This window comes from Caulobacter sp. DWR3-1-2, assembly GCF_049896225.1.
Classification (GTDB): domain Bacteria; phylum Pseudomonadota; class Alphaproteobacteria; order Caulobacterales; family Caulobacteraceae; genus Caulobacter.
The window spans coordinates 58,265-73,626 of the sequence record NZ_JAFCTW010000008.1; the positions used below are offsets into that span (position 1 = coordinate 58,265).

At 68.3% G+C, this 15,362-nt stretch carries 13 protein-coding genes; 7 read left to right on the top strand and 6 right to left on the bottom strand.

Annotated elements, in window-relative coordinates:
• The first annotated feature begins 79 nt into the window (after nt 1-79).
• The 5 genes from ACP696_RS12865 (at nt 80) to ACP696_RS12885 (ending at nt 3,778) form a co-directional block, all read left to right on the top strand.
• Nucleotides 80-880, top strand: a complete 801-nt coding sequence (locus ACP696_RS12865) for a chorismate mutase (protein ID WP_426013592.1) — start codon at nt 80-82, stop codon at nt 878-880.
• 29 nt (nt 881-909) lie between these two features.
• The gene (gene hisC, locus ACP696_RS12870) at nt 910-2,031 is read left to right on the top strand and encodes a histidinol-phosphate transaminase (protein WP_426013594.1); all 1,122 of its coding nucleotides are present in this window, start codon (nt 910-912) and stop codon (nt 2,029-2,031) included.
• Nucleotides 2,032-2,044: 13 nt separating this feature from the next.
• Nucleotides 2,045-2,983: a prephenate/arogenate dehydrogenase family protein gene (locus ACP696_RS12875; protein WP_426013595.1), complete on the top strand. Its 939-nt coding sequence runs from the start codon at nt 2,045-2,047 to the stop codon at nt 2,981-2,983.
• A gap of 3 nt (nt 2,984-2,986) precedes the next feature.
• Nucleotides 2,987-3,367, top strand: a complete 381-nt coding sequence (locus tag ACP696_RS12880; protein WP_426013596.1) for an ExbD/TolR family protein — start codon at nt 2,987-2,989, stop codon at nt 3,365-3,367.
• A gap of 117 nt (nt 3,368-3,484) precedes the next feature.
• Nucleotides 3,485-3,778 carry an EF-hand domain-containing protein gene (locus tag ACP696_RS12885; protein WP_426013598.1) on the top strand — a complete coding sequence of 98 codons (294 nt, stop codon included), beginning with the start codon at nt 3,485-3,487 and terminating at the stop codon, nt 3,776-3,778.
• Nucleotides 3,779-3,954: 176 nt separating this feature from the next.
• On the opposite strand, the gene ACP696_RS12890 is transcribed toward ACP696_RS12885, so the two are convergent.
• From ACP696_RS12890 to ACP696_RS12905, 4 genes are all read right to left on the bottom strand, one after another.
• Entirely contained in the window at nt 3,955-4,263 is a 309-nt protein-coding gene (locus tag ACP696_RS12890) for a hypothetical protein (protein WP_426013600.1), read from the bottom strand.
• 97 nt (nt 4,264-4,360) lie between these two features.
• On the bottom strand, nt 4,361-4,951 hold the full coding sequence (locus ACP696_RS12895; protein ID WP_426043865.1) for an SRPBCC family protein: 591 nt from the start codon (nt 4,949-4,951) through the stop codon (nt 4,361-4,363).
• Nucleotides 4,952-5,029: 78 nt separating this feature from the next.
• Entirely contained in the window at nt 5,030-5,392 is a 363-nt protein-coding gene (locus ACP696_RS12900; protein ID WP_426013604.1) for a hypothetical protein, read from the bottom strand.
• A 166-nt stretch (nt 5,393-5,558) separates the two neighbouring features.
• Nucleotides 5,559-8,396, bottom strand: coding sequence for an ATP-dependent DNA helicase (locus ACP696_RS12905; protein WP_426043866.1), 2,838 nt, complete (start codon nt 8,394-8,396; stop codon nt 5,559-5,561).
• Nucleotides 8,397-8,456: 60 nt separating this feature from the next.
• Here ACP696_RS12905 and ACP696_RS12910 point away from each other — a divergent pair, with 60 nt between their 5' ends.
• Together ACP696_RS12910 and pdeM are read left to right on the top strand one after the other, a co-directional pair.
• The gene (locus tag ACP696_RS12910; protein WP_426013608.1) at nt 8,457-11,027 is read left to right on the top strand and encodes a ligase-associated DNA damage response DEXH box helicase; all 2,571 of its coding nucleotides are present in this window, start codon (nt 8,457-8,459) and stop codon (nt 11,025-11,027) included.
• 28 nt (nt 11,028-11,055) lie between these two features.
• On the top strand, nt 11,056-11,769 hold the full coding sequence (gene pdeM, locus ACP696_RS12915; protein WP_426013609.1) for a ligase-associated DNA damage response endonuclease PdeM: 714 nt from the start codon (nt 11,056-11,058) through the stop codon (nt 11,767-11,769).
• Between the two features lie 29 nt (nt 11,770-11,798).
• Here pdeM and ACP696_RS12920 read toward each other — a convergent pair whose 3' ends face one another.
• Nucleotides 11,799-12,278: a DUF3429 domain-containing protein gene (locus ACP696_RS12920; RefSeq protein WP_426043867.1), complete on the bottom strand. Its 480-nt coding sequence runs from the start codon at nt 12,276-12,278 to the stop codon at nt 11,799-11,801.
• A gap of 162 nt (nt 12,279-12,440) precedes the next feature.
• On the bottom strand, nt 12,441-15,338 hold the full coding sequence (locus tag ACP696_RS12925) for a peptidoglycan-binding protein (protein WP_426013613.1): 2,898 nt from the start codon (nt 15,336-15,338) through the stop codon (nt 12,441-12,443).
• Nucleotides 15,339-15,362: the final 24 nt, after the last annotated feature.

Consider the following 15,362-nt stretch of genomic DNA (forward strand, 5'->3'; position numbering starts at 1 on the left):
ACTTTCTTCCCGTGACCTCGCCCTATTGCGCCTTCGGCGGCAAAGTCTATGGTCCGGCCTCCAATTTCGGGGATAGATCATGGGGAACGAGGCGGACGAGGCGACGCCTTCGCTGGACGAGGTCCGATGGCGGATCGACGCCATCGACGGTGAGCTGCTGGCCCTGCTCGACGAGCGGGCCGGCCTGGCGCGCGCCGTGGCGGCGGCCAAACAGGCGTCCGGTGACACCGGCTTTGGCCTGCGCCCCGCCCGCGAGGCTTTGATTGTCCGCAAGCTCCTGTCGGCGCCCCGCACAGCCGCCAGCGACGCCCTGGTCATCCGCATCTGGCGCGAGCTGATGTCCGACAGCCTGACCAGCCAGGGCCCCTATCACCTGACCGTCTGGGGTGGGAAGGATCCCGCCCGCGCCGTGGAACTGGCCCGCCTGCGCTTCGGCGTCGCCCCGCCGATGAAGGTGGTCGCCACCGACAAGGACGCCCTGGCCGCCGCTAAGACCCCCTGGGGGGTATCCGTCCTGGCCCTGACACAAGACAGCGCTTGGTGGGGCCGCTTGCTGGCCGAACCGAAGCTGAAGATCTTCGCCGCCCTGCCCTGCCTGGAGCGCTGGGGGCCGCAGGCCGCCTTCGCGGTGGCCGAGGTCGAGGTCGAACCGACCGGCGGCGACCAGACCTTCTGGGTCACCGACAGCGCCAAGGGCGCCCACGCCATAGTCGAGGCCCTCGCGGTCGATGGCGTCGCCGCAGAACTGGTCGCCGAGGCCGGCGGGCTGAAGCTGTTCTCGCTGCTGGGCTTCTACCAGGTCGGCGACGAGCGCCTGACCCGAGCGCCGGGGCATCTGACGGGCGTCATCGGGGCTGCGCCCACCCCCTTCGACGTGTAGAACAGCCCCTCCGCCGACCGAGTTTCCGAATGACCGCTCCGACCACCGACCGCTTCACCGCGCCCCGCCCCACGCCCAAGCCGGGCCTGCTCGACATCGCCGCCTATGTGGGCGGCAAGTCGAAGGTGGAGGGCATCGCCCATCCGGTGAAGCTGTCGAGCAACGAGAACATCCTGGGCTGCAGCGACCTGGCCAAGACGGCCTATCGTGACGCCGTCGATCGCCTGCACATCTATCCCGACGGCAAGGCCAACGCCCTGCGCGCCGCCGTCGCCGCGCACTTCCGCCTGGAGCCCGAGCGCCTGACCTTCGGCGATGGCAGCGACGAGATCTTCGCCCTACTGAACCAGGTCTATCTCGAGCCCGGCGACAACATCGTCCAGGGCGAGCACGGCTTTGCAGCCTACGCCATCGGGGCCCGCGCCTGCCAGGCTGAGGTTCGCTTCGCCAAGGAGCCGAACCAGCGGATCGACATCGACGAGATCGTGGCCTGCGTCGATGAGCGCACCCGGCTGGTGTTCATCGCCAACCCCGCCAACCCTACCGGAACCTGGCTGACGGGCGAGCAGATCCGCGCCCTGCACGCCGCCCTGCCGCCGTCGGTGGTGCTCGTTTTGGACGGCGCCTATGCCGAGTTCTGCACCGATCCCCGCTTCGAGGACGGGTTGAACCTGGCCCGCGACAGCGAGAACGTCATCGTCACCCGCACTTTCTCCAAGCTGCACGGCCTGGCCGCCCTGCGGGTGGGCTGGGCCTATGGGCCGGCCGGGATCATAGACCCGATCGAGCGCATCCGTCCGCCCTTCAACACCTCGATCCCGGCCCAGGACGCGGCCATCGCCGCCCTGGCCGACGAGGACTTCCAGAAGCGCTCGGTCGCCCTGGTTGAGCAATGGCGGCCGTGGCTGACCCAGCAGATCGGCGGGTTGGGGCTCGAGGTCACGCCCTCGGCGGCCAACTTCGTGCTGGTCAACTTTCCGGACGTGGCCGGCAAGACTGCGCGCGAGGCCGAGGCGTTCATGGCGGCGAAGGGTTATCTGGTGCGGGCGGTGGCCAATTACGGCCTGCCCAACGCGATTCGGATTTCCATTGGGTTGGAGGAGCACAACCGGGCCGTGGTGGACCTACTGGCCGAGTTCATCAGGCGATGAGCGGAGCGTCCGAATGATCCCGCCCGGCGTCCTCTATCCCAAGATGACCGTCATCGGCTTTGGCCTGATCGGCGGGTCGATTGTCCGCGCGGCGCGCGAGCAGAAGCTCGTCGGCGAGGTGGTCGTGGTCGACGCCAGCCCCGCGCATCGGGCGCGCGTCGAGGCCCTGGGCCTGGCCGACCTGGTCACCGGCGACGTGGCCGAGGGCGTGGCGGGCGCCGACCTGGTAGTGATCGCCACCCCCGTCCTGGCCACCGCCGAGGTCGCCGCCTTGGCCGCCGCCGTCATGAAGCCCGGCGCCACCCTGACCGATGTCGGCTCGGTCAAGGCCGGACCCGCCGAGGCCATGTACGCCGCCGCTCCGGTGGGCGTTCACGTCATTCCGGGCCATCCGATCGCCGGCACCGAGCACTCGGGCCCCGACGCCGGCTTCGCCGAGCTGTTCGAGAACCGCTGGACGATCCTGACGCCGAAGATCACCGACGACGAGGCCTACGCCCTGGCCGTGGCCCGGCTGTCGAGCTTCTGGCGCGCCATCGGGGCCAATGTGGAGCTGATGGACGAGAAGCACCACGACCTGGTGCTGGCCGTCACCAGCCACCTGCCCCACCTGATCGCCTACACCATCGTCGGCAGCGCGGCCGACCTGGAGAACGTCACCGAGAGCGAGGTGATGAAATATTCCGCCGGCGGCTTCCGCGACTTCACCCGCATCGCCGCCAGCGACCCGACCATGTGGCGCGACATCTTCGTGGCCAACAAGGACGCGGTGCTGGAGATGCTGGGCCGCTTCACCGAGGATCTTCAGGCCATGAGCCGCGCCATCCGCTGGGGAGACGCCGACACCCTGCACGACCACTTCACCCGCACCCGCGCCATCCGGCGAGGAATCGTCGCGGCGGGCCAGGAAAGCGCCGAACCGAACTTCGGGCGGGATCGCGGGAAGCATTAGGCTGTGAGCTGGAAACGCGTCCTTGGCCTGGCCCTCTGCGCCGTCGCCCTGGCGCTAGTGGTTTGGGGACTGTTCTTCGCGAAGCTGGATCGGATGGTGTCGATCAAGATCGACTTGCCGCCGGCCGCCACACCGAAGTCGCCGCCCGCGCCCAAGCCGGTCGATATCTTCATCGACGCGAAGGACGAAATCCGCGTCGATGGTCGGCCGTCGAGCCTGGAGACCTTGGCGAGCGACGTCGCCGCTGCCTCTACCGCTTCCGACAAAAGCCAGCAGCCGGTGAGAATTCGCGCCACGGACGCGGTGGAGTACGAAACCTACACGGCAGTGCTGAAACGGCTCGGCGACAACGGTTGGTATAAGGTCGGGCTGATCAACGACTAGATCGTCCAGGCCGATCTGTCCTCAGCCGCCGGATCAGTCTCAATCGCGCCGTGCCGAAATATGGCCGCAACATCCCGCGCAAATGGTCCCAAGGGACCTGCCCAGAAGGAAACACCCATGCGCCGCAAACTGATCGCCGCCGCCTTCGCCACGCTGACCACCCTCGCCGCCGGGTCCGCCCTGGCCCAGATGCCGTCCCCCGAGAAGATCCATAAGGCCTGGGATAAGAACGCTGATGGCGTCGTCGACAAGGCCGAATGGGTCGCCGCAGGCCGTAAGGAAGAGCGCTTCGCCTTGGTTGACGCCGACAGCGACGGCAAGGTCACCGTGGACGAGCTGAAGACCGCCATGTCGAAGATAAGGGCTCGCCGTCAGGGCGACGCGCCGCAGACCCCGCCCGCCGACCACTAGAGCATTTCCCGACCTGACTGCGTCAGGCCGTGAGCTCTAATCTTCTGTTTTGACGCATTTTTCTTCACGCGAACCGGAACCACTTCGCTCGAAAAATGCTCGAGATTCTCGGCGCGAGCACCGCTCAAAGAAAAACGCCGCCCGGTCTTAAGACCGGGCGGCGTTTGGGGTGGGGATCAGGTGATGTGCTTGGCGCTGGGCGGATCGGACGCCGGGAAGCTTTCTTCCAGGCTCTCGTCGATCAGGGCTTCCTGGCGATCTTCGGCGATCTCCAGATGCTCGGCCAATTGGTCGTGCTTCTCGCCCTCGGGCGGGGGCTCGACCGCGCGGGTGGTCGGGGTATTTTCGTTCTGGAAGGCTTCCTTGACGTCGGTCTCGGAGACCCGGTCCTCGGGGTGGCCGGGCTGGCCGAGGTCCTGGGCTTGCGAAAAGTCACCCAACACGCCGGGTTGCGAGCCGTCCTGCGGCACGATTTGGTCAGCCATGATGATGTCCTCGAAATGGACCTTAACAACGGCTGTGGGCGTGGCCCGTTCCATGGCTGACAGCCGATGGGGACATGCTCATAGCCATGTCCCCAACCTATGCCGCCGCCAGACAAGCCTTCCGCAGATTGAGCAGCACCTTGGGCGTGTCCTTGCGCAGGCCTTCGCGCAGCAGGGCCCGAGGGATGGGCAAATCCACAGCTAGGCGGTTTTCATAGAACACCCGGGTGGCCGCGCCACCCCGCAAGGCCAGCAGCCGCCACTCGCCTTGCTCCACCTTTAGATCACCGCCCACCCGCTCGAAGCGGATGCGGGTGAAGGGCTCATAGACCGAGCGGAAGACAATGCGCATGGCCGGCAGGAACAGACTCCGGTGGGTGACGTGTTCACGCACGTCGGACCCCCGCTTGATGTCGCCCGAGACGATGGTGCAGCGGGCGAGGTTGGTGACCATCTTGCCGGCTGTGACGCAGTCGGTCATCACGCTCCAGACCTTGGCCGGCGAGGCCTCGATGTCGATCACCGCCGAGACCTTGCCCGAGACCCCGTCTGGATCGGGGGTGACCTCGGCATAGGCCTCGCCGCGCGCCAAGGCCGCCTGGGCCTTGGGCGACAGGGCGGCGGCGTGGGCGGAGGTGGCCAGGGCGATCGCCGCGGTGAGGATCGCCACGAGGTTTCGTAAATGCATGCCGTGTCTCCTTTCGCAGGAGGTACGGGGTTGGGGGCGCGGCGGACGCCTCCCCGTTTCACGGGTGAGGACGGATCGCTACCGTGCGGCGGTCAGGACCCGAGCCTTGGCCTCGACGGCCTCGACGCCCTTCAACGGATCCCCGGCCTCATCGAGCATGGCGTTGAAGGTCTTGAGATCCTTGGTGCTGATCTTCTGCACACCCTTGTCCTTGGCCCATTCCAGCCCGATCAGTTGACCCAAGCGACAGGCCCTTGGCAGCAATGCGGGCTGTTCGGTCGGACCGCCCTTGACCAATAACTTGCCGACGATGTCGTTCCAGTTGGGCGAACCGCCGAAACAGAACGGCAGGTGATCGCAGGTTCCGGTCCAGAACCGCTTGTACCAGCGCCGGTGCTCGTCGGTATCGAAACGGATGGCGTCGGTCGGCTTGACCATCATGCGACAATCGGCGCGCACGAAATCCGCCGCCTGGACACTTGAGGCCGTTCCAACGCAGATCACGGCCGCGACGGCCGCCAAAATCCTACCCAACGCCAACGCAATTCCCCCAACGCACGCCCGACCGCTCACCCTTCGACGCCCGCGCACTTATGCGCAACACGGACTAAGACTGATCTTTCGACAAAAATGCGGCGGTGGCTTCAATAGCCTCGACGAGACCGACGCGTTCGATTGTCACGCCCTCGGGCAGGCTGGAAAACAGCCGGGTGGGCGCGGCGGCGTCCAGCATCACGAACACCCCCTTGTCGTCCGCCCGCCGGATCAGGCGACCAAAGGCCTGACTGATACGGGCGCGGGCGGTGGAGTCGTCATAGCCCTTGCCGCCGAACCGCGCGCGTCGGGCCTTGTGCAGCACGTCGGGACGCGGCCAGGGCACGCGGTCGAAGACCAGCAGGCGCAGGCTGCGGCCCGGCACGTCGATGCCGTCGCGGATAGCGTCGGTGCCCAGCAGGCAGGCGTCCTCCTCGGCCCGGAAGATATCAACCAACGCCCCGGCTTCCAGAGGATCGACGTGCTGGGCGTACAGCGCCAGGCCGGCGTCCGCCAAGGGGGCCGCGATACGCTCGTGCACGGCCTTCAACCGACGGATGGCAGTGAACAGGCCCAGGCCCCCGCCGCCGGCCGCCAGGAACAGCTCGCGCATCGCCGCCGACACCTGGCGAGGATCGTCCTTGCCCACGTCGGTGACCACCAAGGCCCGGGCGTGGTTGGCGTAGTCGAAGGGCGAAGCCAGCTTCAGCACCTTGGGCGACTGCGGCAGCCGCGCGGCGCCGGTGCGCATCTCGGCCAGGGCGAAGGGGTCCTCCAACGCCGGATCCGTCAGGGTCGCGCTGGTCACCAGCACACCGTGGGCAGGGCTGAGCACCGCCGCCCGCAGCGGCTCGGTCGGATCGACCCAGTGCCGACGGCACGCGGCGTCGACCACCCGCCCGTAAAGGAACGTCGCCTCGAACCAATCCACGAACTCCGGATCGTCCTCGGCGTCCTCGTCGATGGCTTTCAGGATCGAGCGCCAGGCCGGCAGGGTCATGCGGCACCGGCGGTCCAGGCCGCGCAGGGCGCCCTCGATGCGCGCCCGCTCGGAGGTGGGCAGGGTGTCTGCTTCCTCGTCGAGCACGTCCTCGAGGTGGCGGGCCAGGGCCAGCAGCGGAGCCTCGACGGCGGCCAGGGCCTGCGCGGCCTCGCCGGCCCGCTCGCGCACCAGCTCGATGGCCGGACGAGCGGCGCACTGCAGCCCCTGCTCTGCCGCACCCGGACGATCGGTGACGCGGGCGCGCAATTGTTCGATCACCGCGACCAGGAAGCTCTCGATGGGGCCGATCGGATTGACCTGGCCGTCAGGCGGCGCGATGCGACCAGACCACCCCTCACCCGGCAGGACAGCGGCGGCGTGCAAGGCGGCGTTCAGCGCGGCGCGCGCGCCCTCGCGGTCACCAATGATGTCGAGCAGCCGGGTCTCCAGCCCCCGCCCCCGCCGGCCGCGTCCCTCGGGACCTCGCAGCCAGCGCCGCATCTCCGCGGCCTCGGCGCCGGACAGGGCGGCCGAGAAGGCGCTGTCGGCGGCGTCGAACAGGTGGTGGCCTTCGTCGAAGACGATGCGCTTGAGCGAGGTGGTCTCGTTGTCGCCTTTCAGGCCACGCGCCGCCCGCGCGCCATCGAAGGCCGCCTGGCTCAGCACCAGGGCGTGGTTGGCGATGACGATGTCGGCGCGCTTGGAGGCCCGAACGGCTTTTTCGATGAAGCAGACGCGGTAATGCTGGCAGCCGGCGTGGATGCATTCGCCGCGCCGGTCGACCAGATTGGCCGGACCGGCCTGGGCGGAGGGCGGGATGGCGAACAGGGTCGGCAGCCAGGCGGGGAAGTCGCCGCCGGTCATGTCGCCGTCACGGCTGACCCGCGCCCATCGCGCCGCCAGGGCCAGGCCGATCAGGTCGCCATTGCCCAGTTGGGCGGTGTTGACCTGCTCCTGGAAGTTCAACAGGCAGATGTAGTTCTCGCGGCCCTTGCGGACCACGGCCTTGCGCGCCCGCACCAGCGGGTCGGGATAGATCGAGTGGCTCTCGCGCTCGATCTGGCGCTGCAAGGCGCGGGTATAGGTGCTGATCCACACCGCCGGGCCGTTGGCCTCCGCCCACAGCGAGGCGGGGGCGAGGTAGCCGAGCGTTTTGCCAACCCCGGTTCCAGCCTCGGCCAGCATCATGCGCGGCTCACCCTCGCGCTCGCGGGGCGCGAAGGCGAAAGCGGCTTCGCGGGCGAAGGTGTCCTGAGCCTCACGCACCTCGTCCAGGCCCGAGCGCTGCAGCAGCTCCTTCAGCCGCTCGCTGGCCCGCTCGGGATCGACCGGACGGCTGCCGGGTTCGCCGGGCGGGGCCTGGTCTTCCCATTCGGTGGCGCGCGCCCAGACGTCGAGGCCAGAACTGCGAAACTGGTTGCCGACCGGAACCGAGCGCAGGGCGCCGACCACCGCCGGACCCCAGGCCCAACCCGCGCGGGCCAGGGTCTCGGCGACCGCAAGCGCCTCCTCGCGGGAAGGACGCGGGGTCAGGGCCAGTTCGCGCAGCAGGGCGTCGGCGGCGTCACGCAGGGTCTGGGCCTGGGCCGGCGCCCCCTTGGGCTCGGGCAGACCCAAGGCCGTGGCCAGTCCCACGGCCGACGGCGCGCAGAAGGTAGCGGGCCGCGTGAAGACATAGAGCTCCAGCACGTCGAACACGCCTCGCCCCCGCGACGGCGCGTGCAGATTAAGCCGTTTGGCGGTCATAGCCGCGTGAGCGACCAGGACGGGGCCATGCTCGAACAGGTCGCGCGCGTCAGGCGTGCGCAAAGGCCGTCCGCCGCCGTCTTCGCCTGGACGGCCCGAGCCGCCATCGGCATAGCCCGCCCGCGGCCCGGGCAAAACGACCAGGGCGGGGGCCAGTTCAAGGGTGGGAATCTGCGCGCTCACAGGGATTTAACTAGCGCGGTTCGCATGGAAACGGAACGGGAACATGCTATACGCATCACAATGCTCGCGGCTGACGCCCTTCCCCCCCGCTTTTTAGAGTGGTTCGCCGCGCGTGGTTGGGCGCCGCGACCCCATCAGCTCGCCATGATCGAGAAGGGGCGGCAGGGGCGTGACGTCCTGCTAGTCGCCCCCACCGGTGGCGGCAAGACGCTGGCGGGCTTCCTGCCCAGCTTGATCGAGCTGACCGAGCGCGCGCCGCGCAATACGCCGGCCGGGGTCCACACCCTCTACATCTCGCCGCTCAAGGCCCTGGCGGTGGATATCGAGCGCAATCTGGCCACGCCGATCCGCGAGATGGGCCTGAAGATCACCGCCGAGAGCCGCACCGGCGACACCGGCGAATCCCGCAAGGCTCGCCAGCGCCTGAAACCACCGGACATTCTGCTGACAACGCCAGAGCAGTTGGCGCTGTTCTGCGCCTGGGAAGGCGCGCGCGACTATTTCGCCGACCTCTCGTGCGTGATCATCGACGAGGCCCACGCCATGTGGCCCAACAAGCGCGGCGACCTGCTGGCGCTGGATCTGGCGCGGCTGCAACGGTTCGCGCCGAAGATGCGGCGCGTAGGCTTGTCTGCGACGGTGAATGATCCGGACCTAGTGAGACGGTGGCTGGGCTTCCACCGCAAAACGCCTCCCCCCGTGGGGGAGGCGACGCGAAGCGTCGGTGGGGGGAGTCTGACGACGCAGCCCACTCCCCCCTCCGTCGATCTGCAGTCGACACCTCCCCCACAGGGGGAGGACCTAATGGACCACACGGTCGATCTCGTCCTCGGCGCGGGCGGCGCGCAGCCGATCGTCGAGGTGCTGATCTCCGGCGGCAAGGTGCCCTGGGCCGGCCACACGGCCGAGCACGCCATGGCCGAGGTCTATCAAATCATCAAGTCGTCGAAGACCGCCCTGGTCTTCGTCAACACGCGCTTCCAGGCGGAGTTCGCGTTCCAGGAGCTTTGGAAGCTCAACGACGACGGCCTGGCCATCGCCCTGCACCACGGCAGCCTGGCGGCCGAGCAGCGGCGCAAGGTCGAGGCGGCGATGGCGCGGGGCGAGATCCAGGCCGTGGTCTGCACCTCCACCCTGGACATGGGCATAGACTGGGGCGACGTCGACCTGGTGATCCAGCTGGCCGCGCCCAAGGGCGCCTCGCGGATGGTCCAGCGCATCGGCCGCGCCAACCACCGGCTGGACGAGCCGTCGCGGGCCCTGCTGGTGCCGGCCAGCCGCTTCGAGATGCTGGAATGCCGCGCCGCCGCCGACGCAATCCTCGGCGGCCACTTGGACGGTGAACCGGCCCGCACGGGCGCCCATGACGTGCTGGCCCAGCACGTCATGGGCTGCGCCTGTTCCGAGCCGTTCGCCCTGACCGCCCTCTATGACGAGATCCGCACCGCCGGGCCGTATGCCGACCTGGAGTGGGAGGACTTCGAGACCGTTGTCGATTTCGTCTCGACCGGCGGCTATGCCCTGAAGAGCTACGACAAGTTCCGCCGCATCGTGCCTGGTCCCGACGGCCTCTGGCGTGCCCGCAACGCCCAGACCATCCAGCGCCACCGGATGAATGTCGGCACCATCGTCACGGCCGCCGTGGTCAATGTGCGCGTCGGTGGCAAGCGCTCCATGGGCGGGCGCAAGGTCGGCGAGGCCGAGGAAGGCTTCTTCGAGCAGATGAAGCCGGGCGACACCTTCGTGTTTGCCGGCCAGGTCTGGCGGTTCAACAGCCTGGTCGGCACCGACGCCTTCGTCAGCCCCGCTGCGGATAAGGATCCGATGATGCCTGCCTGGGGTGGGTCGAAGTTCCCTCTATCGACCTATCTGGCCAGTCGGGTGCGGGCGATGATGCACGACGAGCGCGAATGGGCCGCCCTGCCCGCCGACGTTCAGGAATGGCTAGGCTACCAGAAGCTGCGCTCAATCATGCCCGGCGAGGACGAGCTGCTGCTGGAGACCTTTCCGCGCGGCAAGCGCTTCCACCTGGTATTCTACAGCTTCGAGGGCCGCCTGGCCCACACCACCTTGGCCATGCTGCTGACCCGGCGGCTGGACCGCATGGGGGTGGGGCCGCTGGGTTTCGTGGCCAACGACTACGCGGTCAACATCTGGTCGCTGAAGTCGATGGAAGAGCTCGATCTCGACGAGTTGTTCGCCCAGGACATGCTGGGCGACGACCTGGAGGCCTGGCTGAACGAGAGCTTCCTGATGAAGCGCGCCTTCAAGGCCTGCGCCCTGATCAGCGGCCTGATCGAGCGGCGGCACCCGGGCGAGGAAAAGTCGGGCCGCCAGGTGACCTTCTCGACCGACCTGATCTATGACGTGCTGCGCCGCCACCAGCCCGATCACCTGCTCCTGCGTTGCGCCCGCGCCGACGCGGCGGCCGGCTCGCTTGACGTTGGGCGGCTAGGCGACATGCTGGAACGCATCCAGGGCAAGATCCGCCACGCGGCGCTGGATCGCGTTTCGCCCTTCGCCGTGCCGATCATGCTGGAGATCGGTCGCGAACGGGCGCCCGGCGACGCGGCCGGCGAAATGATCCTGGCGGAGGCCGAGGAAGACCTGATCGCCGAGGCGATGTCGTGAGCGATTCCATCAGAAACGAGTGTTTGGCGTGAGTACCCTGAGCTTCAACATCAGTGATTGCGGCGGTCTGAAGATCGAAATCTTCGGCACGCGCGCCACCCTGCGCCATTCCGGCGCTTTGTGGCTGGAGGGCCATCGCACCCTGGTGGTCGCCGACCTGCACTTTGAGAAGGGCAGTAGCTACGCCGCCCGCTTTGGCCAGATGCTGCCGCCCTACGACACCCGCGAGACGCTGGACCGGCTGGAGCGGGAGCTCGCGGCGCTGTCGCCCGCCACCCTGGTGTTCCTGGGCGACAGTTTCCACGATGGGGCGGGCGAGGAACGGCTGCCGCCCGAGGACCGGACGCGGATCGCCGCCCTGGCCCTGGGTCGCGAACTGGTTTGGGCCGTAGGCAATCACGATGAGGACGGGCCGCGCACCCTGCCCGGCGCGGTGGTCGATGAGGCGGTGATCGCTGGCCTGACCTTCCGCCACGAGCCCCTCCACGGCGATCAGCCTGGCGAGGTGGCCGGTCACCTGCACCCGGCGGCGCGTGTCACCAGCGGCCGGGCCAGCGTGCGGCGGCGCTGTTTCGTGACCGACGGCGCGCGGCTGGTGCTGCCGGCCTTTGGAGCCTTCACGGGCGGGCTGAACATCCTGGACGCCGCCTTCGCCCCGCTGTTTGGGACCCCCCCCCTGGCGGCGGCGCTGGGCCGGGGGCGGGTGCATGCGGTCGGCTGGAAGTCGCTAAGGCCGGACTGACGCGCCCTGCCGATCCCGTTTGCGCCTGGTTAGAGGTGGAGGGCCTGTTCGAGCGCGAAGGCCAGCGAAATGGCGGCGCCCGAGGTCAGCAGAGTACGCAGGCGAGGGCGCCAGGCGGGGCCCTCGTGATTGGTCACGTCCCACAGCCACTGCAGGATATAGACGAGCAGGAAGCCCGAGATCTGCCAGGCCGGCTCGAATTTCAGCCCGCCCAGTAGCAGGCCGAAACCAGCAAGCGGAAACAACAGCGACAGCCCCAACGTGATCCAGCGCGGACTCGAACGCTCGATCTCGAGACCACAGCGGATACCGCCGAGGTAGGACAGCATGGCGGTGGAATAGGCCAGCAAGCTGATCAACGCGACCTGACGCTGGTCGATCGGACCGTAGCAGAACAGGGCCGAGCAGACGACGAACGGCACGAGCGTTGCGAGGCCACACACCCAGACGGCCAGTGGCACTGGCACGCGATTTTCATGTGCGTGGTGAGCCGCTGCTTCAAACGCCATTACAACTCCTTCAGGAGACGGTCTTCGACCGCAGCTCCCGTTCCCCCCGGAAAGGACGACTATTGCCGACCCGGCCTCATAGGTCCACGGAGGATATTTAGCCGCTTCTGACGGACTTGTGGAGAAAAATGACGCGGCCTCACCTTCGCCAGGCCGAAATGCCTAGCGCGAGAAGACCGACAGGCGGCCGAGGGTGTCGCCGTCGAGGACGCCGGTGGCCGCCAAATTCTGGTCCCGCTGGTAGGCGGCGATCGCCATCTGCAAGGCTGGCGATGACGCGCCGTCCTGCGGACCCTGGTAGTAGCCCAGTTTCGAGAGCGCGCGTTGAGCGGTCGCCAAGCCGGCGCTGGGCGCGGCCAAGGCGGTCTGGACCGGTGCGACGGTGGCCTGGGAGCGGTAGCCGCTGGCTGAACGCTCGGCGATCCGCTGACCCTCGGCCGTCAGTTGACCACGCAAGGCCATGGCGCGAGTGCGCGAGGCGTTGTCACCGGCCTTGGCGGCGATCAGGTACCACTTGTAGGCTTCAGACGGGTTCTGACTAACGCCCCAACCGCCTTCATAAAGCTGAGCCAGATTGAACTGGCTATCGACGAGACCCAGGTCGGCGGCCTTGCGGAACCAGCTGGCGGCCTTGGTCGAGTTCCGTTCGCCGCCTTCGCCCTTATAGTAATAGAGGGCCAGATTATGCATGGCGCGGGCTTCGCCGGCGGTGGCGGCGCGTTCGGTCCAGCGGCGGGCCTCGGGAAGATCCTTCTTCACCCCGCCCTCCCCGACTTCATACATCTTGGCCAGGTAGAATTGGGCGCGCGGCAGACCAAGATTGGCGGCCTTGCGCAGGATATCCAAACCCGTGCGGTCCTTGGATTCAAGGCGACGGACGCCGTCCTCGTAGAGGGCCTGGGCGTTCTCGGCCGCCGGCGGGGCGACGTCGAGCTGGGATGAAGCGTCAGCCATCGGCGCCTGCGGAGTCAGGGCGATGGCAGCGCGGGGAGCGTCGGGACTGGTGTCGGCTTCGGAAGACCGGATCTCACCGGCCGAGGCCTTGGTCTTGCCCTCGGCCACGCGCTCGGGCAGGGCGCCGTTGCCCTGGGCCACGCTCATGATCACACCAGCGGCGGCGACACCCATGCAAGCGGCCGTGGCCGAGACCATTAGGGCGGTCTTCATGATTGACTTGGACTTGGCCTTCTTCGCCGAATTCTTGGCGCCGAAGCTTGCAAACAATGAGACGCCGGGGGTCTTGGCCTTCTTGGGCCTGTCCTTGCCCTTGACGTCACCCGCGGCGGCGGCCTGGCGAGCGGCCGCGCGGGCCTGCTCGATCACTTCGCGAGTCGATAGCGGTCGCGACGGCTCGACCGGCGGTTCTGATGCGGCGAATTCGAGGTCGGGGAAATCGGCGTCGTATTCGGCCGCCGATTCGAAGGCCGGCTCTGGTTCGACCGGCGCGGCGAGACCGAAGCCATCGGCGGCCGCGAAATCCTCCTCGCCGAACTTGGGTTCCAGCGGCTCACTGGCCGGGAAGGCCGGCGCTTCGAACACCGGGGCGTCAAAGGCCTCCGGCGCGGCCGTGCGCGCGGGTGTCGAGGCGAAGCTCGGCGCGAGAGCCGGAATAAATGCGTCGGCCTGGTGGAAGACGTCTTCGGGAACGGCCTCACCACCGAACGAGTAGCGCTCGCCGTCGAAGGGCGACGGGGCGGGTTGCGACACGGGCGGGGCCGGTTCGGCGCGACGCTGAGCCTCAGCTAGCTTGGTGTCGATCTTCTCGCGCGCCTCTTCGAGCATGCGCGCGGTGCGCTCCTCGCTCAGGCGGATGCGATCGACCAGTTCCTGCGACGTGCGCTCATGGCGCTGGCTCAGGCGGTCGGTGACGCGGGTGACCTGATCGCCGACATCGTCGATGGCCAGGGCGTTGCGGCGCTCAGCATTGCTGATGCGCTCGGCCAGCTTTTCGGTGATCCGGGCGATTTCCGTGCCCAGCTTTTCCAGGGCCTGGGCCTGGACGCTGTCGGCGCGGTGCAGTTTCTGCTCGACGGCGGTGGCGATGCGGGCGACCTCACCGCCGACCTGCTCGATGGCGGCGGTGTTGCGGGCTTCCGACGTCTGCACGCGGCGGTTCAGGGCGTCGGCCATGCCGACAACCTCACGGCCCATGCGTTCGATGGCTTGGGCCGAGCGCTGCTCGGCAGCCTGCACGTGGGCGGTCATTTCGCCCAGCTTGCGCTCCATGCGGTCGAAGCGGCCGTCGGCGCTTTCGCGCAGTTTGGCGGCCATCTCCATGCGGGCGGCCTCCATGTGCTGGGTCAGGCCGTTGGACAGATCGTCCAGGCGCTTCTGGACGCCTGCGCCGACATCGCTGGTCTCGACGGTCTGCAGACGGCCATCGAGGGCCGTGAAGGAGGCGCCAAGGGCCTGGAGGGCCTCGGTGGTGCGGGTTTCGGCGGCTTCCAGGCGCTGGCCCAGACGAGCCACCACCTCATCGACCAGGGCGGCCGGATCGACCGCGCTGGCCCCGGCGCCAGCCTGGTTGTCCAGGCGGTTTTCCAGGTGAGCGATGGTCTCGCGGGTGCGGGCCTCGCCTTCGTAGAGGTGACCAGCGACCTTGCCGAGCGCGCCTTCAAGGGCGCGCAGGGCCTCGGCGGAGCGAGGACCGACGGCTTCGGCCTCCATGCGGCGCAGGCGTTCGGCGTTGCGGACAGTGTCGGTCTTGATGTTATCGACCGCGCCTTCGAAGCGAGCGGCCACGGCCACCTGCTCGCGCTCGGCCTGGGCCAGGCGCTGCAGGGCGCCGCGAACGGAATCATCGATGCCGGAGATGGCCTGGGCCGACCGGCTCTCGGCGGCTTCGATGCGGTTGGTTAGGCGATCCAGGGCGATCGCCACGCGACCAACCTCGTCGCCCGGATGCTCGGGCGCCTCGATACGGGCCGGAGCGTCGCGGCGGCTCGTCTCATAATAGGGACTGTTGGCGGGGATCGGACGATCGACCAAGGCGTCCAGGGCCACCCCATCGACGCCCTCGCCATCGATGATCATGCGATTCAGCCATTCGCCCAGGGTCATCCCGGAGCGACGCGCGAGGTCCTT

Excerpts from the sequence above, each read along its gene's own strand:
- ACP696_RS12865 (WP_426013592.1), top strand. The coding sequence starts at position 80 with ATGGGGAACGAGGCGGACGAGGCGACGCCTTCGCTGGACGAGGTCCGA.
- hisC (WP_426013594.1), top strand. The coding sequence starts at position 910 with ATGACCGCTCCGACCACCGACCGCTTCACCGCGCCCCGCCCCACGCCC.
- ACP696_RS12875 (WP_426013595.1), top strand. The coding sequence starts at position 2,045 with ATGATCCCGCCCGGCGTCCTCTATCCCAAGATGACCGTCATCGGCTTT.
- ACP696_RS12885 (WP_426013598.1), top strand. The coding sequence starts at position 3,485 with ATGCGCCGCAAACTGATCGCCGCCGCCTTCGCCACGCTGACCACCCTC.
- ACP696_RS12890 (WP_426013600.1), bottom strand. The coding sequence starts at position 4,263 with ATGGCTGACCAAATCGTGCCGCAGGACGGCTCGCAACCCGGCGTGTTG.
- ACP696_RS12895 (WP_426043865.1), bottom strand. The coding sequence starts at position 4,951 with ATGCATTTACGAAACCTCGTGGCGATCCTCACCGCGGCGATCGCCCTG.
- ACP696_RS12900 (WP_426013604.1), bottom strand. The coding sequence starts at position 5,392 with ATGATGGTCAAGCCGACCGACGCCATCCGTTTCGATACCGACGAGCAC.
- ACP696_RS12910 (WP_426013608.1), top strand. The coding sequence starts at position 8,457 with ATGCTCGCGGCTGACGCCCTTCCCCCCCGCTTTTTAGAGTGGTTCGCC.
- ACP696_RS12920 (WP_426043867.1), bottom strand. The coding sequence starts at position 12,278 with ATGGCGTTTGAAGCAGCGGCTCACCACGCACATGAAAATCGCGTGCCA.
- ACP696_RS12925 (WP_426013613.1), bottom strand. The coding sequence starts at position 15,338 with ATGACCCTGGGCGAATGGCTGAATCGCATGATCATCGATGGCGAGGGC.